We start from the raw sequence: 26,300 nt of genomic DNA on the forward strand, positions 1-26,300 counted from the left end.
ATACTATATTTTAGCGAATGAATGTCCATGCGCAAATACAATTTAATAGAAATTGCAACATTGTAACATATCTTGTAAGCATTTTGTTAAATAACAAGGATTCTCGTCTTCTGAATGATGAAAGATGCCCAAAAAATACAAAAAACTGGAAACCTTAAAAGATAAGGTCTCCAGTTTTTAATATCGGGAATAACGACTTACATTTAAAAGAATCCCAATGGCTGCTAATACAAGCGTCAATGAAGAACCGCCATAACTCAAGAAAGGAAGGGTGATGCCGGTGACCGGCATCAATCCGGTCACCACGCCCACATTAATCATGACTTGGATGGCCACCATGGAAATAATGCCCACCGCCAAAAAACTTCCATACAAATCTGGAGCCCCCAATGCAACGCGTATGCCCCTCCATAATAAAAGCGTAAATAAAAGGAGCACAATGCTGCCGCCGATAAACCCCAATTCTTCCGCTAAGATGGCAAAAATAAAATCGTTTTGCGGCTCCGGCAAATAGAAAAATTTTTGCCGGCTTTCTCCCAAGCCCAGCCCAAATAATCCTCCTGGTCCAATAGCATACATCGATTGTATGATCTGAAAACCGGTTCCCAGTGGATCAGACCACGGATCCAGATAAGAGGTAATGCGGTTCATCCGATAAGGTGCCGAAAGAATAAGACCCGCAAAACCAATCAGCCCGACAAAAGCAAAGCCAGCGAAATGTTTGATTTGAGCACCGGAGATAAAGATCATCACAATGCATGTGCCCACCATGACAGTTCCTGTTCCAAGATCCGGCTGGAGCATAATGAGTCCAAAGGCCAAAAACACTAATGACAATGTAGGTACTAGCCCTTTTTTAAAAGAGGTAATGTACTTTTGCCGTTCTGATAAATATTTTGCCAAAAAAACGATCATAGCCAGTTTCATAAACTCAGATGGCTGGATGGAAAACGCACCGACCCCGATCCAGCTTCGAGATCCGTTTCTGACTGTTCCCACTCCCGGCACTAGCACAAGAATGAGCAATGCAAAACAAACAAGCAGAATGACTTTTGACCATGAACGCCATATCCAATACTCCACGTTCATGAGAAAGAACATCGCCATGACGCCAGCTCCGGCAAAAAGCAGCTGCCTTTTTGCAAAATAAAATGAATCACCAAACTTATAATCCGCCCAAACGGCGCTGGCGCTGTAAACCATGATGAGCCCAATGGCCAAAAGACTAAGTGTCAGTACAATTAAAACAAAGTCCGGGGAAGACTTTTTGTAAGACAAAGCCAACACCTCGATAGACATAGATTTGAGCTAATCAGCACGAAATTAGCCGATCGTAGGTGTTGATTCATTGTTGGGCCCGTGCATCCACTAGACAAGCTCTTACTTCAGTCTATGCACAGCCTCAATAAAAATATCACCGCGTTGTTCGAAAGTTTTATACTGATCCCAGCTAGCGCATGCCGGCGATAACAGAATAATGTCCCCTTTCTCTGATAACTGATATGCTTTTGGCACTGCATCGCTCACATTCTCCGCATGAACAATCGTTTTAATGCCCGCTTTGCGCGCCGTTTCGGAAATTTTTTCTGCTGTTTGTCCAAATGTGATGACAGCTTTCACATTTTTTAAATAAGGAATAAGATCGTCAAAACCGTTTCCGCGGTCCAGACCGCCTGCAAGGAGAATAATCGGGCTTTGAAAGGCGCTTAAAGCGGCTTTAGTCGCCAACGTATTCGTTGCCTTCGAATCGTTGTAAAATTTTCGGCCATTCACTTCACCGACATATTGAGTGCGATGTTTTACTCCAGCGAAAACTTTTAACACGTTTCGAATCGCTTCATTTCCCCCGCCGGCCAATTTAACGGCTGCAACTGCCGCCAGTATATTTTCTAAATTATGGGATCCCGGGAGAGCAATTTCCTCTGTATCGATCAATTTTTCACCACGGAAATAGACGATGCCGTCTTGGATATAAGCTCCGTCCTCAATCACCCGTTTAGTGGAAAATAGAACTTTTTTCGCTTTGGAAAATTTCGTTAGTTCAATTAGTTCTTCTTGATCGCCATTGATAATCAGATAATCGTCTTCTGTTTGATTTCTCGTAATATTCGCTTTCGCTTTTGCATATTCTTCTTTTGTTCCATGGTAATCAAGATGAGCCTCATACAAATTCGTAATAATGGAAATATGAGGCCTGAACGTCTCAATCCCCATCAGCTGAAAAGAAGACAATTCCATGACCACTATATTCTCTTCCGTTGCCTTTTGGGCAACTTTAGAAGCTACTTTTCCAATATTTCCGGCGATAAGCGGCCGCTTCCCATCCTTTTCTAACATCTCGAAAATTAACGTCGTTGTCGTTGTCTTGCCGTTCGTGCCGGTAATGCCGATAATAGGAGCTTCCGAAATTAAATAAGCCAATTCTATTTCCGTCAAAACCGGAATCCCACGTTCCAAAGCCCCCCGAACAAGAGGGTTCGAATAAGGAATACCGGGATTTTTGACGATATACTCATATCCCTCATCCAACAATTCGATGGGATGGGAACCCGTGATCACCTTTATGCCCTGTTCCAGTAAATCTTGGGCTTGAGGATTTTCCTGCAAAGGTTTTTTATCGTTTACTGTGACAAATGCGCCAAGCTTATGTAGAAGTGAAGCCGCGCTTGCTCCGCTTTTGGCGAGGCCCAATACTAATACTTTTTTATGCTGAAATTTAGTGATCGTTTTCAATTAGTCCCACACTCCGATATAGATTCCTAGTCCTGCACAAATAAGAGAGGCCGTCCAAAAAGTCACGACGACACGCCATTCTGACCAACCGCCGAGCTCAAAATGATGATGCAGCGGACTCATCCGGAAAATACGCTTGCCGGTCGTTTTAAAAGAAATCACTTGCAATATAACAGACAGCGTCTCTGCGACAAACACCGCACCGATGACCAGAAGGACGAGCTCAAGCTTCGTCAGCAAAGAAATGGTGGCAATCGCACCTCCAAGCGCCAACGAACCGGTATCTCCCATAAACACTTTGGCCGGGTGGGCATTAAAGACGAGAAATCCTAACACAGCTCCCACCACTGCCATCGCAAACACAGCTGTCTCATATTGCGATTGATTCCAAGCTAACACTCCGAACGCCCCGAATGCAATCGCGCTCGTTCCCGAAACAAGCCCGTCAAGACCGTCTGTCAAGTTGACAGCATTGGAAAAACCAACAAGCCAAAAAATGACAAACAATACATACAACCAGCCCAAATCGACCGATATATCCGTAAATGGAATGGACAGCTCCGTCGAATAATGATGCTGCTTGTAGAAAAGATAAAAAATAACGGAAATAATGATTTGACCCAACAATTTTTGCTTGGACGTCAATCCTAAATTCCGCTTCATCACAACTTTAATAAAATCATCTAAAAATCCAAGCAGACCAAATCCAACTGTCACAAAAAGCAATAGATAGGTTTCCACATTCGGTTTGGAAAACTTTCCGGTCATCACTAGAGTCGTAATGATGATAGACAGTAAAATAACGATTCCGCCCATTGTTGGTGTGCCTGATTTTTTCTGGTGGGATTTTGGCCCTTCTTTGCGAATGCTTTGCCCAAATTTTAATCTTCTCAAAAAGGGGATAAAAATGGGCGAAAGAAGCACAGTGATTAAAAACCCCATCAAGATCGTATAGAAAATCACTTGTTCCATCATCGTTATCCCCTCCTCTTCCCATATTGATTAATAGATGAAAACAGCTGTTCCATTTCCCTTTCATCATCTAGGTGGAATGGTAAATATTGATTGAATGATGGATCGTTTTGATAAAAAATAAAAGTTGTCATTTCTTTCCACTCTTCTTGTTCTATTTTTTTCTTGTAATTCGCAGCAATCATGTTAAAGGCATCAAATAAATCTTGTGTTTGAAAAACAGGAAAATCGTTAGGCACCGATCTCGGCAAAGGGCTGTCCGTGTTCCACAATGCCGCAATCGCTCCTTGTTCGATCGCCGCTAAAAAATTTGGATGTTCTTCAACAGGCAAATAAAGCCCTTTTGGCATCGATAACGAGGAAGTGATCGAAACCGTTTCAATTCGAACTTCCTCCATTTTTGCTCCTGCGACTTGCTTGAACCATCCGGCTATTTCTTTCATGAATAGCATGGATTTATCTCTCCTTCAAAGCTTCAATAGCTACTTCTCGATCATCAAAATGAAGCACTTGATCGCCGATAATTTGGTACGTTTCATGGCCTTTTCCCGCAATGACAACGACATCGCCGGCGGATGCTTTTTTAATCGCTTTGAAAATGGCCTCACGGCGATCCGGAATGATTTCGTATTTCTCTCCTTCAACCCCTTTTTCCATGTCCTTCAAAATAGCTAAAGGATTTTCACTACGGGGGTTATCCGAAGTAAAAATCGGATCTGTCGCATATTGACAAGCTACTTTCGCCATTAAAGGCCTCTTCGTTCGGTCCCTGTCTCCGCCACAGCCTACGACGACGAAAATCCGTTTGTCTGTCAACTGGCGCACCGTTTTCAGTACATTTTCAAGTCCGTCTGGAGTATGAGCATAATCCACGATAACAGAAAAATCTTGACCTTCATGAATCAATTGAAAACGGCCGGCTACTCCTTCGATGTCTCCTACCGCTGAAACGATCGTATCGAAGTCCACTTTCGCAACATATGCGGCAGCAATGCTCGCTAAAACATTATACACATTAAATTTTCCGGCAAGTTTCGTTTTTATCTGACATTCCCCGTCCGGATACACTAAATCAAACGTTGTTCCCGAAGGATGGAGTTCAATATTTTTGGCTTGAAATAAAGCCTCCCGTTCGATGCCGTACGTGACAATATGGGCAGCTGTTTCGCGGATAAAGTACTCGGAAGCCGGGTCGTCGATGTTCAGCACGGCAAATTTTTGTTTTTCTCTGTCAAAGGTATTTCCCAGCTGGGCAAATAACAGCCCTTTGGCTCTCCGATACTCATCCATCGTTTTGTGATAATCCAAATGATCTTGAGTTAAATTCGTAAAAACGGCAATATCATAATCACAGCCATGTACACGTCCCTCGACAAGGGCATGCGAGGAAACTTCCATTGCCGCCGCCGTGACTTGTTCTTTCTGCATTTGATGAAATACTTTTTGCAACGTTAAGCTATCGGGGGTCGTATTTTTGGTTTCCAGCGTTTTATCCCCTATTTTTATGTACATGGTGCCGATCAAACCAGCCTTTTCGCCCGCTTTCTGAAAAATTTCGTACAGCAAATGACTGGTCGTCGTTTTACCGTTCGTTCCCGTGATTCCGATTAATTTTAACGATTTTGTCGGCGATTGATAAAATGCATCGGCCAATACGGCCATCGCTCTTTTTGTATCTTTTACATATACGACAGGGACATCAACGTCAACAGGCTCCTCTGCCACGATCGCTGCCGCCTGTCGTTCCGCTGCTGCCTTCGCAAACTGATGACCATTTACCGTATACCCCTTAATACAAATAAAAAGGGAACCCTTTTTCACTTGGCGATGATCGTTTTCAATCGAAGTGATGTCTGGGTTTTCCTCGGAAGTAAGCTGATAAAAAGGCAATGATTTTATCAAACTTTGCAGTTTCATTATGTCCAATCCTTTCTAACAGTCGCATCCATCCTATGTATTTGGCTGTATGGCTGTTTTGCTCATTCAATCTTTACCATGATGGATACTTGGCCATGACAGCCCTCTTTTCTCATTTTAACGAAATTCCTGCGAGAATGCGAACCAATATCGAAGAAAATTGACTTTAAAACGGAGAGACAGAGTGAAAAAAATGTCGAGCTGTGGCAGTCACTTAATCATATTAACACAGAATGATAGGTTCTGCTTAACTTTTTGAAGAAGAAAGATGGGTAGGCGGCATATTGCCGCCTGCAGCTAATTCATAAAAATACGGACAGTAGCCCCCTCTTCTACTTTCGTTCCCGGTTTTGGAGATTGATTGACCACTTTATTTCCATTTCCGCTTACATCGAATTGTAATGGATATCGTTGTTCCAATAATTCTTTTTTTGTCATTCCTTCCAAATTAGGAATCTTGATTTCTTTCGGGTCGTTCCATTGTCGTTTTTTCTCGATTTGATTTTTTCTTGGTTTGACATTCATCGCTTGCAAACTGTCATCCATGATTTTGCCTACAATCGGGGCCGCGACGATTCCTCCGAATTGAATCGTGCCTTTAGGATTGTCGACTGCCACATAGACGACGATTTGAGGGTCATCCGCAGGTGCAAACCCGATAAAAGAAACGATATGGTTATTTTCTAAATAACGCCCGTTTTGTGCTTTCTGAGCCGTTCCGGTTTTTCCGCCCACCCGGTAAGAATCAACATAGGCGTTTTTTCCCGACCCTTTCGCAACGACACTTTCCAATGCATAGCGAACTTTTTTAGATGTCTCTTCCGAAATCACTCTTCTCTTTTTAACGGGAGTTTTTCTCATCAGAACCTCATGAGTGTTTGGATCAATTAATTCTTTTGCTACATACGGCTGGTACAAAATTCCTCCATTGACAGCAGCGGAAACAGCTGCTACCTGCTGAATGGGAGTAACGGAAACACCTTGACCGAAAGCGGTAGTAGCCAATTCAACTGGACCTACTTTATTCATAGGGAATAATAACCCTTTTCCTTCTCCTTGCAAGTCGATCCCGGTTTTTTCGCCAAAGCCGAAATCATGAATATACTTGAACAATTTTTCTTTTCCCAAACGTTCTCCCAATTCGACAAAACCGGGGTTGCAGGAGTTTTGGACCACTTCCAAAAATGTTTCCGTCCCATGTCCTCCCCGCTTCCAGCAATGTAGTGTGGCACCCGACACTTCAATATAACCGGGATCATGAAATTTTTCATGCTCCAAATCTACCTTTTTTTCTTGAAGCGCCGCAGCAAGAGTGATAATTTTGAATGTCGAACCAGGTTCATACGTGCTCCAAATCGGCAAATTTCGGTTGTAAATTTCCGGAGGGACCTCTTTATAGTTTGCAGGGTTAAAAGTAGGCCTAGAAGACATCGCCAAAATTTCTCCTGTATTGGGATTCATCGCAATAGCTATGATTCCGTCCGGATTATACTTGGCTTCTGCATTGTCCAATTCCCTTTCAATAATCGTTTGCACTTTTGTATCAATGGTCAGCACTAAATCTTCCCCGTCCATTGGAGGTTGGTAGTCGTCGGACATATTGGGCATTTTTTTGCCCTTAGCATCAGAATAATATTTCATCGAGCCTTTCTGTCCTCTCAACTCTTTATCATATGTCAATTCCAGTCCGGCTAACCCTTGATTATCGATTCCCGTAAAACCTAGTACATGCGACAAATAGCTTCCAAATGGGTAATAGCGCTTTGAATCCTCAGCAATAAAAACTCCTTTGATTCCTAACGCTCGAATTTCGTTTGCTTTTTCATAAGAAATTTTTCTGCCTTCGGGTAAGCGTTCAATAGAAGTTTTTTTCGTCAAATGCTTATACAATTTTTCTTCATTTGCATTCAGAACAGCCGCCAACTTTTCGGCAGCTTCTGCAGGATTTTCAATTTGCCGCGGCATGACATAGATGGTCGGAGCACTCTTGTTTGTGGCTAGTGCAACGCCATTTCGGTCGAGAATTTTTCCGCGCTCAGGCTCAAATGGTATATTTCGGCTCCATGAGTCTTTCGCTTTATCCGTGAGCATGTCTCCCATGGCAAATTGAACATAGCCAAGTCTAGCATCAATAATGGCGAATATAACCATCCCTGCAAGCAGCAAAAAGGTCAGACGTTTTCGAACTGTAACTTGAGATACACGCCTCAAGAAATCCCCTCCTTTCCAGGCTCCTTCCCAATATATGCTTGTTTTTTTTTAATAGAACGGACAAACCCGAAAGAGAAGTCTACTTGCTAACGCTGAAACAAAGCGAATAGGAGACGTTTACTATGCACGTTCATCTTTCATTTTTACAACGATGATAAACAATCTTGCAATGGGTTCTTATGAAGTTTTTTCGAATAGAAAAAGCCGGATCCCAGGCCCTGTTGTTTAGATGCCTTAGATCCGGCTGCACGGACTAAATATTTCTGCAGAACGTTTTTTCGTATCCGTCTTCTTGGTTTGCTCTCTTTTTTATTGCTGTTTAACGTAATTTTCCGGTCGTGTTAAATGGATGACAAGCTCCGTTCCTTTTTTAATAGTTTCATTCGGCTTTATGTTTTGTTTGATCACATAGCCTTTTCCGCTCACACTCAGTTTCAAGCCTGCCAGCTTCGCTACTTTCGCCACGTCGCGCAATGACCACCCCTTCAAATCAGGAATCGTCAGCGGCCCATCTGTTCGCAAAATGACTTTTTCTCCTTCGAGAAGGTCTGTGGACTTTTCTGGATCCTGACTTTGAACAGTGTTACCCTTTCCTAACAAAACAGGTTCCAATCCTGCCTCTTTCACTTTTTGAACCGCGTCTTCCGCCTTCATTCCCGTATAATCATCGACGGTTATCGTTTTGGCTGTAATCTTTCGTTGCGGTTTAATATTTAAATACTGCAAACTGTTTTTCATGACAGGATTAAAAATTTTAGCCACCGGGACTCCTCCCGTCTCATTTTTGAGATGAGGCTGCTGTACCGCCACATATACGATCAGCTGCGGATCATTTTTTGGTGCCATGCCTAAGAAAGAAAAAAGATAATTTTCGGCACCACTTAAATAGCCGCCGTTAGGGTTGGGCAGCTGAGCTGTTCCAGTTTTTCCTATCACATCATAGCCATCGATATTATAAATTTTTCCAGTTCCATTTTTCGCTGTGAGAACCGTACGCAAAATATCCCGAACTTCTTTTGCCGTGTTGGAGGAGATTGGTCTCCCTACCTCTTTCGGCTTTGTTTGCATAACGATTTTATTCGTATTAGGATCCACGATTTTATCAATCACATATGGTTTCATCATCTTCCCATTATTCGCGATAGCCGTAGCTCCTTGAACGAGCTGTAATGCCGTTACGGTCGTCCCCTGACCGAAGGCCGTCGTCGCCTTTTCCACAGGATACCGGTATAAGATATTTCCGGAAGCTTCATCAGGGAGTTCAATTCCTGTTTTCTTTCCAAATCGGAAGCGATCCAAATACTCTCGGAACGTATCCGATCCCATCATATCCAGCAAATGCACAAAGGCCACGTTGGAAGATCGCTGAACCCCTTCCAAATAAGTAATGGTTCCCCAACCTACGCCACCATTATGATCACGTATGACGCTTGTTCCCACTTTATAGCTTCCGGATTTATAGGTGGCATTTGGTGAAAATACTCCTTCTTCTACTGCGGCCGCAAGCGTAAAAATTTTCATCACCGACCCTGGCTCATAAGCAGATTCCACGATTTCATTGCGCCAGTTATCGGACAAACCTTCCCGCGAACCGGGATCGAAAGAAGGTCTTTGACCCATCGCTAATATTTTTCCGGTTTTCGGATCTGCAACAACAGCTAGGATTTTAGAAGGTTTGTATTCTTTTTCTACCGTGTTCAATGCATCTTCCAAAAATACTTGTATTTTAGAATCGATCGTTAAATAAATATCATCTCCGTTCTTCGGTTCTTTCACCATTTCTTTTTTATTCGGCAATAAATATCCCCATAAATCACTCTCATATTGAATTTTTCCATTTCTGCCGCGCAAAAATCGGTCATAAGCTTTTTCAATCCCTAATTGTCCAATACTTTGATCGGAATTTTCGTCTTTTCTGGCAAACCCGATTAAATGCGAAGCGAATTTGCCGTTCGGATAGAATCGAGTTGAATCTCGTAGAAAAACGATCCCGGGCAATTTTTCCTTTTCGATTTTTTCTTTTACATCGTAGGAAAGGTTACGGCCAGCATTGCCAAATTCAACTTGAAATACTCCTTTTTTCGTTAATCGCTTGTAAATTTCTTTTTCATCCATATCAATATATTTGGCGAGAATTCGGGCGGTTTTTTTGGGATTCGTGACATGATGTGGATATTTCGGATCGCTTGTCGCTCTTTTATCCAGAATAGCCGCAAGCTTATAAGTGGTCATATCCTCGGCAATCACGTCTCCATTTCGGTCATAAATGTTTCCGCGATGAGCGATCAAAGTATCAGTTTTCATATACTTTCTTAACGCTTCGTTCGCCAATACATGGCCGTCTACTTTTCCTGTGATTTCTATGTATAAAAAACGTACAAATAAGACAAAAAAGAGCAAAGCGAAAAAAACAAATAAAATCGCTGCTCCTTTTCGGATGTTTATTTGGTTACCATTCATGTTACTGCACAACCTTAATGTTTTGTTGATTCAAGTTTAGCCCTTGTTGTCTTGCCTTTTCCCAAATTTTTTTATATGTACTGTCTTCGCTGATTTGCATTTGTAAATCCTTGTTCACTTTTTGTTGATTTTTTACTTTTGCTTCGATCTGTTGGATTTCCTTATTCGTTTGATAAATGGCTGTTGCAGTTGAAATAATTTTCACGGACAGCACACAAAAAAACAATGCAAAAACAACGATCATCACTTTTTCACCCGGAGTAAGCCACCTTTTGTGGCGGCGTACTTTCTTGGGTGCTATCGGTTTCCGTAATTCCGGTTCCTCGAACACTTGTACTTTTCGCGCTACATTCGCCATCGTTTTCCCCCACTCATTTTAGATTTTTTCTGCGATTCTTAGCTTAGCCGAACGAGCACGGTTGTTGTTCATGATTTCTGCTTCATTCGGTACAATAGGTTTTTTCGTTATCACTTTTAATTTTGGTCTGTATTCTTCCGGAAGTATCGGCAAACCCGGAGGTAAATCCGGAGCTGAACTTAGCGATTTAAATATTTGCTTGCAAATACGGTCCTCCAATGAATGAAACGTAATGACACTAATTCGTCCTCCGGGATTCAATAATTCAATTGCATCATTCAACGACTGTTCAAATGCGGATAACTCATCATTGACGGCAATTCTAATCGCTTGAAATACCCGTTTAGCAGGATGTCCGCCTTTTCTTCGAGCAGGAGCCGGAATGGCTTCCTTAATTAGCTCCACAAGCTGGCCAGTTGTCTCAATTGGTGCTTTTTTTCGTGCTTCTTCAATTTTTCGGGCGATTGGCTTGGAAAATTTTTCTTCCCCGTATCGGAAAAAGATTCGGACTAGATCTTCGTATGGCCATTCATTGACGATTTCATATGCTGTTCGTTCCCCATCGAGATCCATCCGCATATCAAGAGGAGCATCATGGTGATAGCTGAACCCCCGCTCCGGCGTATCCAGCTGGGGAGAAGAAACGCCGAGATCATATAAAATTCCGTCTACTTTATAGCATCCAATCGATTCCAATTCTTGTTTGATGAATCGGAAATTGCTTTTGACAAAAGTGATTTGATCTCGATAATCAGCCAATTTTTCTTTGGCAAATTGCAGTGCCGTGACATCTTGATCGAATGCAATTAATCGTCCTCGTTCCGATAATTTCGACGCCAAATATTGGCTGTGTCCTCCACCACCAAGAGTGCAGTCCACATAAATACCGTCGGGCCGAACATTCAGTCCGTCCACTGCCTCTTTTAATAAAACTGTTTCATGCACAAAATTCATTTACATCCATCCAATCGAATCTAAATATCAAAATCAATCATATTCTCAGCAATCTCTGTAAAAGACTCTTCCGACTTTGCAAAATAGTCTTCCCAAATCGGTTTGCTCCAAATCTCAATTCGATTGGAAACTCCCAAAACTACACATTCCTTTTCCAATTGAGCGTATTGCAGAAGAGTCGAGGGAATATTGATTCTTCCTTGTTTGTCCAGTTCGCATTCCGTTGCTCCCGAAAAGAAAAATCTCGTGAAGCTTCGTGCGTCTTTTTTGGTAAGGGGCAATGCTTTTAATTTTTCTTCTAATATTTTCCATTCTTGAAGGGGATAGCCAAACAAACATTGATCCAATCCTCTGGTCAAAACAAACGTTTCACCAAGGTCTTCCCTGAATTTAGCGGGGATGATCAATCTTCCTTTTGCATCAATGCTATGCCGGTATTCCCCCATAAACATCACTGAGCCCCCACTTTCTAACCTAACTGTACCACATTCCCCCACTTTTCTCCACATCTAATTATTTCTTTAAACATTAAAGATTTCCTCTTTTTGAAAAAAAATTAATCACCAATTTATATTCTTGTCTATGAAAATAACTCGTTCACTCGTTTCACTATACTCACTTCACACTTATCCTCTCCGCTTCATGAAGAAAACGAAATGACATTCTAAATAAGTTTCGCTTGCTTTTCAACCAAAAGCGCGGCGCTTCTTTATTCCGAAGAATCGACAGTTTTGGCCGCTCCATACAAAATAAAAAAAACCGGCCAAAGCCGGTCGTTGTAAGCATCTAAATTTTGACTAGTTGATGGGTGCCGTCAAACGTGAACGGCAATTCCATTAGATCGTGAATAAAGGAAACACCGTATTGGTTCATAAAATAAAAGAGGTTCCACACTCTTTCTTGAGGACCGCCGTTCGGATGAAGGCTGTTTTCGATGCGATCGTACTTTTGGAGAATGGCTTGATGTTTGACCATAAGGTTTTGGTCGGTTTTTTTCTTAAGATAATCCAGCTGTCGAAAATGAAATTCAAGATTTTTTTCTATAAGAGAAAGGGGGCCTAAATTCATTTTGTGTGCTCTGTCTTTTATTTTTTCATAATGCTTCATTAAATCCTCTTTCGTCGTCTCGATCAAATCGTGGAAAGTATCGTCTCGAACAGTATCCCAATATTGATTCTTTTCGCTGGAAATGCCCGATTCTATAGCTGTTTTGACATCTATTCCCAGCACTTCAAGATCTCTTGCCACACTTCTTTCCAAAAGAGTGATATTCAGACGCGGAAGGATTGGCGGCACTTTCATATCCAGAAACTCAAAAGCTTGTTTTAATTCAGCCCAATAAGCGATTTCACCAGGCCCCGCTATAAATGCCAGCGTTGGAAACAACTGTTCTTGCATGATCGGTCTCGTGACCACATTGTTGCTAAAACATTGCGGAGCTGTTTTCAGTCGATCAAGCAAATGTTCAATTTCCAATTCGATTTCGCCATTTTTACCTGTAAAACGTTCTTTCTCTTTATTGTATTCAAGCAAAATTCGTTCTCCGCATTCGTATAGAAAAAGGTTTGCCGCTTCCTCACTCAATTCGATCATATTGGAAAATCCAGCTTGACGAATTATCGATTGCTGCTCTAACACTTTTTCCGTAATACTCTTATTCTCGAGGATCATATTTCGAAAATAAGGGGTTTCCAGTTTGCGCAGCGGCTCAAACGCTGAATCGATCAATAAAAGACCGTAATGGCAAAATAATCGGGCGATCAGGTAGCGAAAAAAATCAGTAATGGTTTCTGAACATTCAATGGCTTCCCGAAGCAAGTCAAGCAGACCGTTAGTATGCTCTGTCTCTCCGAACTGCCGTATAATCTCTTCGACCCACTTTTGCATCAATGCTTTATTAAAGCAAATATCAGAGACCATCTTTTTTCCTAAAACGCTTTCCGTATAAGAGAACTTTTCCATTTTCGTTCCTTTTTGCACATAGAGATGGTTCACTTCCAAGAAATCGTGATCTTCTCCAGCAATCCAAAAAACAGGCACTATAGGTACGCCTAGCTTTTCCTCCTGCAGACCGGCAAAGCGAATAACCGAAATGATTTTATGAATGGTATAAAGAGGACCTGTCATTAGCCCCGCTTGCTGTCCGCCCAAAACCACCGCCGAATGTGGGAGCTTCAACTTGTGAATGGATCGCTGAACAGCTGGAATATGTAAAAAATCTTCCATATATTTTTCCAGACAACCGGCTAATTCATATCGCAAAAAAGTCCGGTTTTCAAGTTCTCTTAGTCTTTTTTCAAAAACATAAGGATCAGATAAACGATAATGAAAAAAATCCACAACCGGTTTTTCTTGTTTTAAGTAAGATGAAGCAAATAAGTTGATCGCTGGAATTTGAATGTTTTCCAGTTTCATATATATGTACTCTCCTTCTTCAGGCATATCGTTTTCAAATACCACGTTTATAGCAAATTTGGAAAGGATCCTTAATCATTGATCGAGGCCCAAATGATTCTCAAGCCCTTTTATCATCCAATAAACGGTTTGAATCATAGGAGTGCTGATTTGTTCTTGTTCAGCTATCTTCAACACATATCCTAAAATGGCATCGATTTCTGTTTTTCTCCCATTCTCTAAATCCGTCAACATAGATGAACGGTTTTCCGCCGTCTTTTGAATAATTTCCAACACTTTGTTGAATGTGGCATCGGATTCATATTTTGGAAACACGGACACCAGTTCCGTAAACATGGCCGTTAACAGCTGATGATAATACGGATTTTTGATCAATTCTCCATTCGGAACTTTCAAAACAGCTGTTAGCGGGTTAATCATGGCATTAGCCAATAGTTTTGCCATCATCATGTTTTGATAATTTTGATGAAATTGGAAAGGGAACGACCCATTTGTCTGCGACACGAAATGCTCAAGAAATTGCCGGGATCCCCGATAAACCGACACATTGGTTATTCCCCTTCCCCTTACTTGGACGATAGTATCTTTTTCTTTCAAAACACCGTGTTCGACGGTTCCTAAAAAGACATTTTTTTGAGGAAGCTGTTCCAAAAGAAAAAGATGGCCCATCCCATTTTGCAAAAACAATAACGAGACATCCGGGGACAATTGTTGGAAAAACGGGACCATCCCTTGTAAATGATATTGTTTCACAGCAACTAATAAGAGATCCTCGTCAATCGAATCCGCCTCGGTCAATTGTTTGACCCGTACGATCGCTCTTTTCTCACGGCCATTTTCTCTTAAGGTGATTCCATTTTCTTGAATGGCTTTGCTTTGTCTGGATGTTCTTGTATAAAGGGTTACCGGAAACCATTTTGATAGATTGGCAGCATAATATAACCCGATAGAACCGCCGCCGATGACACCAATTTTCATTTCACTTTTTATGCTCATCATCCATTCCCCTTGTCTGCAGTCCTCTCTGCTTTCATGCTCTTTCATTTCGTTCATTTAAAACCTTTCCAAAGTCTGATTTCATCAACCAATATCATCTTTTCTTCACTTCATACACATTTTATCAGAATGCCAACTCTTTGATAACCATTTTCCTTGGCGAGATGGCCATCCCGGATCGCAGATGAGAAAACGTTTACTTATTTCAATCGAATCATATATAATAAAATTAAGAAAATAAACTCAAAATATCCCATATCGCTTTTTTCACCTGTATAGATGGATCATCCTTCAATAAACAAGGGGGTTTTCGCCTATGACAATAAAAGTGGAAAACTTAAAAGTAAATTTCAAAACATTAGAGGAATTCACTCAATTTAAGGAATACGGGCTTCAAGAACTTTCCATGCTGGAAGAATTGGAATATTCCTTAGTAGAAGACGCAGCGGCTTCTCCTTTTTACGGAATCTACTTTGGAGACAAATTGGTTGCACGCATGTGCTTATATGTGAAAGACGGCCACTTGGATGGCGCCATTCAAGAATATGATAAGCATTTGGAAATTTGGAAATTAGAAGTGCTTCCACAATACCAATTTAAAGGGTATGGACGAATGCTTGTGGACTATGCCAAACATTTCAATTTACCGATTGTGACAAGACCTCGTGTAAAATCACAAGATTTTTGGGTCAGAATGGGGTTCCAATCATTATCTGAAGACTCTTCCCGCCTTGTCTGGATACCCGATTCCATCAGCACAAAAAAAATAAGCTGATGAAAAGAAAGACGGATCAAGTGTTTCCCGGTTGATCCGTCCTTTTTTCATTTCGACGTTTAATTTCTTTCATCTACCGCTAATTTCCTTGCTCTTTCCATAATATACAGAAGCGAACGATAATCCTCTTCCAATTGATCATATTTTGTTTTCAGCTGTTCGAATTGTTTTTTTTCTTCATTCAATTGCGCCGTCAATGCCTCTATTTCCCTTCCTAGCAATTGTTTTTCTTTTACAACCTGATCATATTGGTCAGCCTTCTTTAGCTTTTCGGTCAAATAAACAATGATTTCGTCAGCCGTTTGTGTATCATTGCTTTTTAAATTAGAATTTTCTAAAGAATCGGTGCCTGCCTCATTTTCTTGCAAAAATTCTTTTTTTACTTGTTTTCGTTGTTTTTTGGCCAGTTCGATTCCCGATTGATATTGTTTCCTTACATAAGAGTTCCAACGAAAGCCACAAGCAGCGGCTGTTCTGGAAAGCTTTTTGCCAACTTCTTCAAAAGCCTTTAATTGCGTGCTTCCGTCACGAATATGCCGCAATACCACCTCCGCCAACAAAACATCTTCATCTTGAGTCCATGCATCTTGACGCATTGCAGACAAGTCTATCCCCCCACTATCAGTTTATAGAGCCTTAAAAACCGCAAAACCGGCTCTAAAAGTTTTTCCTTCGTAAAAAGCCGGTAGTAGTTCCGCTTTATAGTAATACATATGTTGGTAGTAGAAGTGATAGACTGTTTCACGTTCAAATTTCTTTTTTATTTTGAAAAGATAAGACCTGCACATTTTTAATCTGTTTTTCGTTTAAACAACCGGGAAGTAATTTAGCATGATTTCAAAAGCTAAGTCACCCCCTGAACACGTCAAAGAGTAAAGGAGGTCAGGAGTTTTATTCCACATCCCTCCAAAATCTTTATCACTGAGAACATTTTGGTTGAAAGCGAACCAGTCATTACACGGATTATAGAGCTCTCTTTGCAGCCATGCAAAAAACGCGAAGGATAAACTTCCTTCGCGTTTTTTGAAGATTATTTATTCACAACTTCTTTTCCTTTGTAAGTTCCGCATGATGGACATACACGGTGAGCAAGTTTCATTTCACCGCAGTTTGGGCATTCTACCATTCCTGGTACTTGCAATTTATAATGAGTACGACGTTTGTTTTTTCTTGTTTTAGATGTTCTTCTAAAAGGTACTGCCATTTTTCCCACCTCCTTACAGAGAGCTATAATCTATGAAGGCCAGAATAAGCTGGTTCTTCTCGGTTTATTTGTCATCAGCAAAAAGATCAGCCAGCTTTGCCAAACGTGGATCTATTTTTTCGCTTTCTTCTTGAAGAAGTTGATCCTCCGTCAACAGCTTCCAATCTTTTCCTGATGGAAGTTCTTTCTTCTTCGCATCTTCACTAATCACTTGCAATGGCACTTCTGCCAATAACATTTCCTTTATGACAGGCAACAAATCCAGCGTATCCCCTTGAACCTTATGGACATCTTCATCTTCCCAATCCTGTCCTGGCCATTCTTTCAAAACGTATATCTCGGTTGAATCGATCGCAAACGGGTACGGCACATCGACCAACGTCCGAGCGCACGGAAGAATAAATTGACCCGTGACATGAAGATGAAACGTCACTTTTTCTGAACTTATATCAGCTCTTCCCGTAATATGTACGGGGGAAAGATCGCGGATTTGTTCATCCATTTGTTTTAATTCCGGTATCTCTACCGTCTCGTCAATGATAAAGTCATCACGATTTTTTCGTAATTGAGCAACGGACCACTTCAAAAAAATCACCTCAAGGCAACAGAAATAATTATATATTCCACTTATATGATTGTCAACTTTTTTTCTTTACAGGATAAAGAAAACTATTCTTAGTATACCACTTTTTCATCTATTATCTTCTTTTTGTTGATCCATCCATCCTTCCCCGCTAGAATGAAAATAACAATTTGCTTTCAAAGGATGAGAAAACATGAAAAGTGCTGGAATTGTGGTTGAATATAATCCTTTTCATAACGGCCACCTGCATCATATTTTGCAAACGAAACGAATAACAGGCGCTGAAGTGCTGATCGCCGTGATGAGCGGCCATTTTTTGCAAAGAGGGGAACCGGCACTCCTTTCCAAATGGGCGAGGGCAAAAATGGCCCTGCATTCCGGAGTTGACCTTGTCGTGGAGCTCCCTTATTATTTTGCCACTCAGAAGGCCGAAACCTTTGCTTTCGGAGCCATTGCTCTTTTACACGAGCTCGGTGTGGACAGTTTTTGTTTTGGAAGCGAATCAGGGGATATCAAAACGTTTGAAAAAACGGCCAACTTGTTGGAAGAACAAAATGAACAGATTCAAAACGAAGTACAAAAATGGATCAAAACGGGCATAAGCTACCCAAAGGCTCAATCACTGGCCATGAAAAATGTTTTAAAAGACGTTTCTCTTTTAGATACGTCCAAGCCCAATAATATTTTGGGCCTTCAATACATCAAAGCAAAGAATCGACTGTCACCGGACATGAAAGCGTATACGATCTCTCGCCAAGGAGCAGGATACCACGATAAACAACCGAACAAGTCGATAGCAAGCGCTACCGGGATTCGCCATTCTATTTTTCATCCAAATGGTGTTCGGTTAGACGGTGTAAAACCCTATGTTCCGAACGCGACCTTTACCGAATTAAAAAAATATCTTTCCACTTTCGGAGTTCTCCATCATTGGGAATTGTATTGGTCCTATTTGCAATATCAATTGCTTTCTGCCAAGCCGGAAGAACTGCAGTCGATCTACGAAGTGGAAGAAGGAATTGAATATCGGCTGATCGAGGCGGCCCATCAATCCACTTCTTTTCAACAGTTTATGGAATCCGTCAAAACAAAGCGATATACATGGACACGCCTGCAACGAATGTGCGTACATATTTTAACTCATGCTTCAAAAGAACAGATGGCGGCTGAATCAGACTATCCTTCCTATATCAGAGTGCTAGGGATGACATCAAAAGGGCGGGAATATTTAAGAAATGTAAAAAAAACATTACAGATTCCATTGATCGCCAAGGCGTCCGCTTATCGGAATCTGCTGACAGCTGATATAAAAGCGACTAATATTTTCGCAATGGGATTGCCTTCAAACAAACGTTCAGCGCTGCTTAACAGCGATCTTCTCTTTTCCCCGGTCATCATCCCTTAATTGGTTATAACTTCACCAGAAATGAAGAGACAAACAGAAGACGGAATGAAAAACAGGTTTCCTTTTTTCGTTTGGAAGGTTTGTTTTTGGCCCTGATCCAAAACGATAAGGCATCCCGGTTCTCGTTCCATTTTTCGTATCTCATCATTCCTTTGGTTTTAGTTTCTGCAAATAGTCAAGGGCATCATCCAACGTTTTGACGGGAACAATTTTCATATCCGTTTTCGTATCTTTTGCCGCCTTTACCGCTTCTTGATAATTCGTTTGTATTTCCGGGTGCTTCTTCTTCCAATCTTTCGGGATTGGATCATTAGGAGCGAAAAAGATATCCGCTCCAGCTTTTTCAGCGGCCACAACTTTATAAGCAATTCCTCCAATTCGACCAACGGTTCCGTCCGGAGAAATGGTCCCTGTACCAGCGATTTTATATCCTTTTGTAATATCTTGTTTCACTAACTGATTATAGATTTCCAAACTGAACATGAGTCCAGCAGAAGGTCCGCCAATGTTTTTCGTGTTGATCGTCACTTTTGGATGAGTGGTCACTTTTATATCGTCCATTAATCCGATTCCAATGCCAGTTTTATGTTTCTGCATAGGGAATTTCATTGTACTGATCGGTTTTGTGATTTGTTTTTCTTTGCGAACAAAAGTGACTTTCAACTGTGCACCCGGTGGTTTAGATTGGACATATTTCATAAATTGTGAGGATGAAACTAAATTCCTGCCGTCTACCGCAATAATCCTATCTCCTGGCTTTAATACCTTTTCTGCGGGCATATCAGGAAAAACATCCAACACATACACTCCTTTAAAGTCAGTACGATACGGCCGTTTGATTTTATGGAAAGCGGCCATGATCGCATTATTTTTTGAGCTGTTCATATCATATAGTTGGCGGACATTGTATTCTTCATCTGTTTCCTCATCGCCAAACAATTCTTTTTCCGGGATAATGTCTTCATACTTGCGAATAGAAGCCAACAAATAAGTCGGAAGAGTGGCTTTTACAATCTTCACTGTAGTCAGCATCAGTTCTCCTTTTTCCTTTGTCCCGCCTTCGACCTTGATGACCGAATCCAGTTCATGGGCGATTCCCGGCTCCGTAATATAAAAAGGAAGAGGGAAAAATAGCACTGCAGCTAAACATAATCCTGTTATAAATAAAAAAAAGTATGACTTTTTAGTTCGTTTCACCCTCATGGTTCTCCTTCCAGTCGTCTATAATAGTTAAAATTTCAGGAATCTTTTTGCGGGCTTCATTTTCACCTGCTTGAATAATTTCTTGGATATTGGTAAAACTTCGCGAATTGAATTTTTCTACTGGTGGTTTGATCATGAGATGTGATTCTACCGTACGATTTTCCATCGCTTCTAGCTGTAAAATGTCGATGCTCTGAATGATGACGTCATAAATCGTCGAAATATCCGTCCCTTTTTTCACTCCCGACACATCAACCCCGATGATAATATCCGCCCCCATTTCCTTTACTACCGAAACAGGGACACGATCGACCACCCCACCGTCCACCAATAGTTTACCGTTCCATTTTTCTGGGACAAAGATTCCGGGAATGGAAATGCTCGCCCTTACGGCATCCGCTACAGGACCTTTCGTGAATACCACTTTTTCTGCTTGCTTCAAATCCGTGGCGACAATCGCAACGGGCAACATTAAGTCTTCAATATTTTTGCCATGAGTCAATAAACGAATCATGTCTTTGATTCGGTTGCCCGCAATCAATCCCATTTTAGGGACAGTAAAATCTAAAAAGAACTTTTTCCGAAACGCTAAGGAAAACTTGCTTAATTGCTCCATACTGTGGCCCGCACCATAAAAACTCGCGACAAGAGCACCCATACTGCTGCCTGCAATCATATCTATTGGAACGGAAGCCTCTTGAAATGCTTTTAATACCCCCACGTGGGCAAATCCCTTCGCTCCCCCGGATCCGAGAGCAAGACCGATCTTAGGTTTTGCCAAAACTTCTCCGACCTCCTTTTCTATCAGCTTCCACATTTCCGGTATTTCTTTTTCGGCTCAACTCATTTGTTATCATATGGTCTATTTCAAAAACGTATGAGTATATTGAATTATCAGGACAAGAATTTCACGGCAGTCATCTTTTTCCCTATCTTTTTACCTTTCCCTGCCATTTAAGAGCGAAACTTCAGATAGGAGGTACAGAACTTGACCCCTTCCAAATTAAAAACGGCTGTTTTAGCGCTAATGGCGACCATCTTTACGTTTTCTTTGATTGCGTTTCCAGAAGAGGCGTTTGAAGCATCCATTAGAGGATTAAATATGTGGTGGGAGGTAGTATTTCCTTCCCTGCTTCCATTTTTTATCATATGTGAAATGTTGATCGGCTTTGGAGTGGTCAAATTTATCGGTGTCTTGCTAGAGCCATTAATGCGCCCTTTGTTCCGCGTACCAGGTGCCGGTGGATTTGTCTGGGCGATGGGAATTGCATCCGGATTTCCGGCAGGGGCAAAACTGACAGCCAGGTTGCGCCAGGAAGGACAGCTGACTCGAAATGAAGCAGAAAGGTTAGTGTCTTTCACGAATTCTTCTAACCCGTTATTTATTTTTGGAGCCGTTTCAGTAGGATTTTTTTATAATCCCCATCTCGGCGTCATTCTAGCTCTCTCTCACTATTGCGGGAATTTTCTTGTTGGTTTAACCATGAGATTTTACGGAGAAGACCGGAGAGAAAAAAGAACAAAGAATAAGCAAACCTCTCTCTTAAAAGCAGCGTTTCACGCCTTGCATGAAACAAGAATAAAAGAAAACAGACCGATCGGAAAACTATTGGGAGATTCCGTTATGTCATCCATTCAAACTCTTTTGATGATCGGCGGATTTATTATTTTATTTTCCGTCGTCAATAAGCTATTGTACCTTCTACATATTACGTCTTTTGTCAGTCAAATCGTTCAAGCCATTTTTTCCCTGTTCGGGCTGTCTGCAAGCTTAAGCATCCCTTTTATATCAGGATTGTTTGAAATTACGCTTGGCAGCCAAATGATCAGCCAAGTCCCCCACGTACCGACGATTGAACAAGCAGTCCTTGTCAGCTTTATTCTGGCCTTTAACGGATTTAGTGTTCAAGCACAAGTGGCGAGCATCTTGGCGCAAACGGATATACGCTTTAAACCCTTTTTCTTTGCTCGTTTGCTTCACGGCATTTATGCTTCGACGATTGCTTTTTTGCTATGGCCGCTTTTATACGAGCACTTTTTCAAAAATGGAGAAACCCTTCATTCCCTTCCGGTTTTCAAAAGCGGAAGTCAGTCCATAACATTGCTTCACTGGTTTGAAAACAACGGCCCCTTCATCACCATTTGCGCACTAGTGATCTATTTATTTCTCTACGCTCGCCGTTCTTTTCCTGAACGAATACGTTAAGGCAAAGCCAGCCATTACGGAGGGATATCCCTTCCGCAATGGCTGGTTTTGTTCGCTACTTTTGACCGTTGTGCAATTTTTTGAATTTCTCCTTTAACGCCTTCTCTACCTCTTTTGGAACAAGAGCCGAAATTTCAGCATTATATTCTGCTGCTTCTTTAATAATGCTGGAACTCAAAAAGGAGTATTGGTTGTTTGTCATCATAAAAAAAGTCTCAATATTTTCATCGAGAAATTTGTTCATCGAGGTGATTTGCATCTCATATTCAAAATCAGAAACAGCTCGGAGGCCTCTTAGAATGACATTGGCATTGACGCTTTTGGCATAATCTACAAGCAAACCATGGAAAGAATCAATTTCCACATTCGGTATATGTTTTGTCACTTTACGGATCAATTCCATCCTCTCTTCCACTGTAAACAACGGTTTTTTTGCAAAATTGTGAAGTACCGCTACATATACCTTATCGAATACTTTCGCTCCTCTTTGAATGATATCCAGATGACCGTTTGTAATCGGATCAAAACTCCCTGGACATACGGCAATCCTAGTCATGTCTAATCCCCCTTTTCTTCTGTGTCCTCTGTCATTCGATAAATGGTGACCCCAATGATTCCATAAGTCTCATGTTTCCATTGCCGAAGATTTCCTGATCGGGCAGGGAGCGTGACTTCTTTACTGTGTTCACAAACGATAAAGCCATTTTCTTTTATGTATCCATTATTAAAAATACTCAAAAGCTCCTCCAATTTTTGTTTTCTATAAGGTGGATCCAAAAACACACCATCAAATCGGATTCCCCTTTTCTTTAGAACTTGCAAAGCTCGAAAAGAGTCATTTCGATATACTTCGCTTTGTTCCCGGAAACCACAAAAGTCGATATTGGCATGGATAGTCTGAATCGCTTTTGAATCTTTATCGACAAAAATCATTTTTTCGAATCCCCGACTTAAGGCTTCTATGCCTAACCCGCCGCTCCCTGCAAACAAATCTAGACCAATACCTCCGGAAAAATATGGTCCTACCATATTAAAAATCGCTTCTTTTACCTTATCGGTAGTCGGTCGAGTCGATTTTCCGGGAACAGCTTTCAATTGTTTTCCTTTACAAATTCCAGAAATAACTCGCATGTTTACTCACCATTGTTATAAAAATTCTTTCTCATGGTAACATAATTTGATTATCATCGCCACTAGGAAGCGTTTTCATTATCATTCTCATCGTTTCTTTTGGCAGATGCTTTCCATTCTTTACGTATAAATCGAAAGAAAACGGGAACAATAAAAGTGACAGCACCAAAAAGGAAGGTGTTGTTGTCAACCGCGGAGAAGACTTACGTTTCCCCATAAGTTCTTCCTCCGGTTTCTCCTCTCCCTTTACCTTCTGTCCTTTTACTAGGAATTAGAAGGGCCCTGCAGGAAATCCTGCAGGTTTTTTTCTGTTAACATTCTGCCGTCGATAAGCGCTCATAGTATTCTTGATGGACGTTTTCAACAAATATTTTTCAAATTCCTAAAACTAGCAAATTGTCCGCTTTTCTTGAAATCTCCGCGCTTTTCTCCTTTTCTCTTTTTTTGGATTCATCGTTTCTCCTCAGATTGTCATGTTGAGCTCTATAAGCAGTCGCGCTACAATGAAAGAGAATGACAACGAGAACGGAGGATGAAGATGATTCAACGATTTATTGAACTAGGAGAAGGCTATTCCGATCTATATGAATTAATTGAAATTGCGAAATCCAATCAGCACCGCTTAGCTCATTTAATGGCTTTCCACACGACCATTGATGACCGTCCCGCAACGTCCCTTGTCGTCGTATTGAATCCAACAGAACGAGGCGAGTTTCAGCCTTTGTATATTTGCAGAGAAGGCATTCCTCATCCTAGTCATAAATCTTCTCAACGATGGAATGATTTTAAAAGTGCGGCGACCTCGCTTGGGAAGGAAATCATTGAGTTAGATGTAAAACCGTCCACATTTTTTGCCGAAAAAGAACTGTTTTATCAATATCTTATCGGCATTTTGCGGATGAATCGCTATATTCCGCCTCTTCAATAAAAAATAGAAACAGGAAACCAAGAAAGACCTCGTTCAAAAGGCTTCTATGTATCTTGAAATTTTTTCTCTGCAGCGAATGCTGCAAAAAACGGATCGATGAATTAAAAAAGGGGAGGACTTCCCCTTTTTTCCCTTTATAAGCCTATCTTATAATCATATTCTTTTGCTTTATCCGGTTTTGAGTTTTCGAATTCCGTTTTTAAAAAAGGTTTAAAGGAAGGCTCTACTTTTTTGACAAAGGGTAATGTGGATATTTTTTTCATGCAGTCTTCTATTTCATCTTGGTTGCAGTACACAACCGCATACTTCATTTTTTTTGAGACATAATGGACATTCCCATATCTTCTTAACGTCTTGGCTTGTTTTAAACTATAGAGCCAAACGATCATCGCTTGTCTTGCTGTAAACATAGCATCTCCTCATTTTTCAGAATATTCACATTCAGTCTATCATAGTTTTTTACTGCAATCAATGTTCTGGACGCCTGTTTAAGGGATTCAAAAAGCAAAGCACGCGTTTGTTGCTTTGCTTTTTTGAATGTATGAAATTTACGCAGAGCAGCTGCAAGCTCCTCCTGAACCGCACCCGCAACCAGATGATTTCTCGAAAAAGGGGTTACCAACCGGTACTTTAATATGCGGTGACACGGAATGAGCAATCAACAAGCTGACCTCATCCAATAATTGTTGCAATGCATTTTCCGCTTTCCGAAAATTTGCGACATTTTCATCCAGATCCATTTCTCTTTTCGCTTCACGGATATTTTTCATCACATCCGCATAATCAGGATGATAGCGGCCAAAGCGCTGTACTTCTTCATATCGTTCTTTCAACCTGGAAAAACGGTTGATTTTTTCTTTAGTAGATGGAGTTGTATATAGTCGATCGTAACACTTTCGATATTGTTCGGCGATATCAGATTGAACAATCATCTCAGCCAATTTCTCGGCTTCTTCTATTATTTCAATCGTTTCTAATGTTGCAGCAAGCAATACAGCTCACCTCCGTGCCTTCATTTTATCACGTTTTTTGGATGGAAGGAAAGAATCAAGGCACGGTCACATAAAATTGCTTTCTTAATCCTAAAGGATGATTGTTAGTATCCTTTATTTCGATATTGATTAAATGTGTGCCGCTAGGAAGAGATTCGATTATAAAAGCGGCAGTTCTGTATTCTCCGTAGCGAACGCCATCGATGGAAACAACTGCTTTTCCTCGCTTTTTTTGATTAGATTTTGTCATAAAAGTAATATCAGGAACAAAGCATTCCACATAAAGATCATTTGATCGTACGACATGGCGGACAACAAACAGAGAAGGATTCTTTTGTCCGGCGGCCTTTGCCGACTGTTCTAACGAATGTGTTTTCGAAACATCCGGATTTTGCTGGCAAGAAGCAAGAATGAAAATGAAGCAAATGAAAACGATTTTCTTCATAAGAATCGTACAGGATCCCTCCGCTTGAGTTTGCAGTGGTCCACAACGTATGGAGGAACTATATGGATTTTGCATTCGCAAAAACACTTCCTGTACTTCCTCCCTCCTAGATATTGAATTCGTTAACATAGACTCGCAATTTTATGGCACTTTTCATCCCCTGGACATTGGTTGCATTAAGGAAGATCGATAAAGAAAACCGTTGAAGAGCTTTTTCAACACGAAAAACGAAATGGTCCAATTTAAGTTTGATTCAAGTCAAGATGACAACTGTATCTTCAGCCGTCGAGCTGTTCGTTTGTCTTCAAAGTGACTGAATGTAAACAAATTTACTCTCTTTATCGGACAACGGAAAACAATCATTCAGTGCAAGAGAAGATTCCTTTATTTCCCCTGACAAAGCTTTAACCGT

27 protein-coding genes are annotated in these 26,300 nt (G+C 41.0%); 4 read left to right on the top strand and 23 right to left on the bottom strand.

Annotated elements, in window-relative coordinates:
- Window positions 1-177: 177 nt before the first annotated feature.
- The 12 genes from spoVE to N1I87_RS11275 form a co-directional block, all read right to left on the bottom strand.
- Window positions 178-1,278: a stage V sporulation protein E gene (spoVE, locus tag N1I87_RS11220; protein ID WP_340403307.1), complete on the bottom strand. Its 1,101-nt coding sequence runs from the start codon at window positions 1,276-1,278 to the stop codon at window positions 178-180.
- 102 nt (window positions 1,279-1,380) lie between these two features.
- Window positions 1,381-2,733: a UDP-N-acetylmuramoyl-L-alanine--D-glutamate ligase gene (murD, locus tag N1I87_RS11225; RefSeq protein ID WP_327824481.1), complete on the bottom strand. Its 1,353-nt coding sequence runs from the start codon at window positions 2,731-2,733 to the stop codon at window positions 1,381-1,383.
- Complete coding sequence (gene mraY / locus N1I87_RS11230) at window positions 2,734-3,708, bottom strand: phospho-N-acetylmuramoyl-pentapeptide-transferase (protein ID WP_327797538.1); 975 nt, start codon at window positions 3,706-3,708, stop codon at window positions 2,734-2,736. It lies immediately after the preceding gene.
- 2 nt (window positions 3,709-3,710) lie between these two features.
- Window positions 3,711-4,157, bottom strand: a complete 447-nt coding sequence (locus tag N1I87_RS11235; protein ID WP_270582935.1) for a hypothetical protein — start codon at window positions 4,155-4,157, stop codon at window positions 3,711-3,713.
- 4 nt (window positions 4,158-4,161) lie between these two features.
- Window positions 4,162-5,622, bottom strand: a complete 1,461-nt coding sequence (locus tag N1I87_RS11240; RefSeq protein WP_270582934.1) for a UDP-N-acetylmuramoyl-L-alanyl-D-glutamate--2,6-diaminopimelate ligase — start codon at window positions 5,620-5,622, stop codon at window positions 4,162-4,164.
- Between the two features lie 297 nt (window positions 5,623-5,919).
- Window positions 5,920-7,833: a stage V sporulation protein D gene (locus N1I87_RS11245; protein ID WP_341101785.1), complete on the bottom strand. Its 1,914-nt coding sequence runs from the start codon at window positions 7,831-7,833 to the stop codon at window positions 5,920-5,922.
- A 309-nt stretch (window positions 7,834-8,142) separates the two neighbouring features.
- Entirely contained in the window at window positions 8,143-10,293 is a 2,151-nt protein-coding gene (locus N1I87_RS11250; RefSeq protein ID WP_341101788.1) for a penicillin-binding transpeptidase domain-containing protein, read from the bottom strand.
- A gap of 1 nt (window position 10,294) precedes the next feature.
- Window positions 10,295-10,651: a cell division protein FtsL gene (gene ftsL, locus N1I87_RS11255; RefSeq protein WP_341101790.1), complete on the bottom strand. Its 357-nt coding sequence runs from the start codon at window positions 10,649-10,651 to the stop codon at window positions 10,295-10,297.
- A gap of 18 nt (window positions 10,652-10,669) precedes the next feature.
- Entirely contained in the window at window positions 10,670-11,605 is a 936-nt protein-coding gene (rsmH, locus tag N1I87_RS11260) for a 16S rRNA (cytosine(1402)-N(4))-methyltransferase RsmH (protein WP_003354474.1), read from the bottom strand.
- A 20-nt stretch (window positions 11,606-11,625) separates the two neighbouring features.
- Window positions 11,626-12,057 (bottom strand): division/cell wall cluster transcriptional repressor MraZ, encoded by a 432-nt coding sequence (gene mraZ, locus N1I87_RS11265; RefSeq protein ID WP_003354473.1) that lies wholly within the window; start codon window positions 12,055-12,057, stop codon window positions 11,626-11,628.
- Between the two features lie 334 nt (window positions 12,058-12,391).
- Window positions 12,392-14,020 carry a bacillithiol biosynthesis cysteine-adding enzyme BshC gene (gene bshC / locus N1I87_RS11270; protein WP_341101793.1) on the bottom strand — a complete coding sequence of 543 codons (1,629 nt, stop codon included), beginning with the start codon at window positions 14,018-14,020 and terminating at the stop codon, window positions 12,392-12,394.
- Window positions 14,021-14,095: 75 nt separating this feature from the next.
- A complete protein-coding gene (locus N1I87_RS11275) occupies window positions 14,096-15,016 on the bottom strand; it encodes a 2-dehydropantoate 2-reductase (RefSeq protein WP_341101797.1) in 921 nt (306 codons plus the stop codon).
- A gap of 316 nt (window positions 15,017-15,332) precedes the next feature.
- Between N1I87_RS11275 and N1I87_RS11280 the strand changes: the two genes are divergently transcribed.
- On the top strand, window positions 15,333-15,791 hold the full coding sequence (locus N1I87_RS11280; protein ID WP_003354470.1) for an N-acetyltransferase: 459 nt from the start codon (window positions 15,333-15,335) through the stop codon (window positions 15,789-15,791).
- 59 nt (window positions 15,792-15,850) lie between these two features.
- Here N1I87_RS11280 and N1I87_RS11285 read toward each other — a convergent pair whose 3' ends face one another.
- The 3 genes from N1I87_RS11285 to N1I87_RS11295 all read right to left on the bottom strand — a co-directional run bounded on the left by N1I87_RS11285 (window position 15,851) and on the right by N1I87_RS11295 (window position 17,581).
- A complete protein-coding gene (locus N1I87_RS11285; protein ID WP_003354469.1) occupies window positions 15,851-16,396 on the bottom strand; it encodes an RsfA family transcriptional regulator in 546 nt (181 codons plus the stop codon).
- Window positions 16,397-16,821: 425 nt separating this feature from the next.
- A complete protein-coding gene (rpmF, locus tag N1I87_RS11290) occupies window positions 16,822-16,995 on the bottom strand; it encodes a 50S ribosomal protein L32 (RefSeq protein ID WP_003354468.1) in 174 nt (57 codons plus the stop codon).
- A 64-nt stretch (window positions 16,996-17,059) separates the two neighbouring features.
- Window positions 17,060-17,581: a YceD family protein gene (locus N1I87_RS11295; RefSeq protein ID WP_048623091.1), complete on the bottom strand. Its 522-nt coding sequence runs from the start codon at window positions 17,579-17,581 to the stop codon at window positions 17,060-17,062.
- Window positions 17,582-17,771: 190 nt separating this feature from the next.
- Between N1I87_RS11295 and N1I87_RS11300 the strand changes: the two genes are divergently transcribed.
- On the top strand, window positions 17,772-18,983 hold the full coding sequence (locus N1I87_RS11300) for a nucleotidyltransferase (RefSeq protein WP_341101801.1): 1,212 nt from the start codon (window positions 17,772-17,774) through the stop codon (window positions 18,981-18,983).
- A 144-nt stretch (window positions 18,984-19,127) separates the two neighbouring features.
- On the opposite strand, the gene N1I87_RS11305 is transcribed toward N1I87_RS11300, so the two are convergent.
- Window positions 19,128-20,186 (bottom strand): SepM family pheromone-processing serine protease, encoded by a 1,059-nt coding sequence (locus N1I87_RS11305; protein WP_341101803.1) that lies wholly within the window; start codon window positions 20,184-20,186, stop codon window positions 19,128-19,130.
- Window positions 20,167-20,967, bottom strand: coding sequence for a patatin-like phospholipase family protein (locus N1I87_RS11310; RefSeq protein ID WP_003354462.1), 801 nt, complete (start codon window positions 20,965-20,967; stop codon window positions 20,167-20,169). Before N1I87_RS11310 ends, N1I87_RS11305 begins: the two co-directional genes overlap by 20 nt.
- Window positions 20,968-21,174: 207 nt before the next feature.
- Between N1I87_RS11310 and ylbJ the strand changes: the two genes are divergently transcribed.
- Window positions 21,175-22,392 (top strand): sporulation integral membrane protein YlbJ, encoded by a 1,218-nt coding sequence (gene ylbJ, locus N1I87_RS11315; protein ID WP_341101805.1) that lies wholly within the window; start codon window positions 21,175-21,177, stop codon window positions 22,390-22,392.
- Between the two features lie 55 nt (window positions 22,393-22,447).
- Here the strand turns inward: ylbJ and coaD are convergent, their stop codons facing one another.
- The 3 genes from coaD to N1I87_RS11330 are packed head-to-tail and all read right to left on the bottom strand — an operon-like array spanning window position 22,448 to window position 23,740.
- Complete coding sequence (gene coaD / locus N1I87_RS11320) at window positions 22,448-22,948, bottom strand: pantetheine-phosphate adenylyltransferase (RefSeq protein ID WP_003354460.1); 501 nt, start codon at window positions 22,946-22,948, stop codon at window positions 22,448-22,450.
- 2 nt (window positions 22,949-22,950) lie between these two features.
- A complete protein-coding gene (gene rsmD, locus N1I87_RS11325; RefSeq protein WP_048623089.1) occupies window positions 22,951-23,523 on the bottom strand; it encodes a 16S rRNA (guanine(966)-N(2))-methyltransferase RsmD in 573 nt (190 codons plus the stop codon).
- 31 nt (window positions 23,524-23,554) lie between these two features.
- Complete coding sequence (locus tag N1I87_RS11330) at window positions 23,555-23,740, bottom strand: hypothetical protein (RefSeq protein WP_341101808.1); 186 nt, start codon at window positions 23,738-23,740, stop codon at window positions 23,555-23,557.
- Window positions 23,741-24,061: 321 nt separating this feature from the next.
- On the opposite strand from N1I87_RS11330, the gene N1I87_RS11335 reads away from it, so the two are divergent.
- Window positions 24,062-24,451 carry a DUF7147 family protein gene (locus N1I87_RS11335; protein ID WP_048623088.1) on the top strand — a complete coding sequence of 130 codons (390 nt, stop codon included), beginning with the start codon at window positions 24,062-24,064 and terminating at the stop codon, window positions 24,449-24,451.
- A gap of 134 nt (window positions 24,452-24,585) precedes the next feature.
- On the opposite strand, the gene N1I87_RS11340 is transcribed toward N1I87_RS11335, so the two are convergent.
- From N1I87_RS11340 to N1I87_RS11350, 3 genes are all read right to left on the bottom strand, one after another.
- Complete coding sequence (locus tag N1I87_RS11340) at window positions 24,586-24,861, bottom strand: YlbG family protein (protein ID WP_048623087.1); 276 nt, start codon at window positions 24,859-24,861, stop codon at window positions 24,586-24,588.
- Window positions 24,862-24,999: 138 nt separating this feature from the next.
- Entirely contained in the window at window positions 25,000-25,443 is a 444-nt protein-coding gene (locus N1I87_RS11345; RefSeq protein ID WP_003354456.1) for a YlbF family regulator, read from the bottom strand.
- Window positions 25,444-25,498: 55 nt separating this feature from the next.
- Window positions 25,499-25,963, bottom strand: coding sequence for a hypothetical protein (locus tag N1I87_RS11350; RefSeq protein ID WP_341101812.1), 465 nt, complete (start codon window positions 25,961-25,963; stop codon window positions 25,499-25,501).
- Window positions 25,964-26,300 lie beyond the last annotated feature (337 nt).

Origin of the sequence: Bacillus sp. FSL W8-0102, from assembly GCF_038007225.1 — a bacterium.
Lineage (GTDB): Bacteria > Bacillota > Bacilli > Bacillales > DSM-4216 > Bacillus_O > Bacillus_O smithii.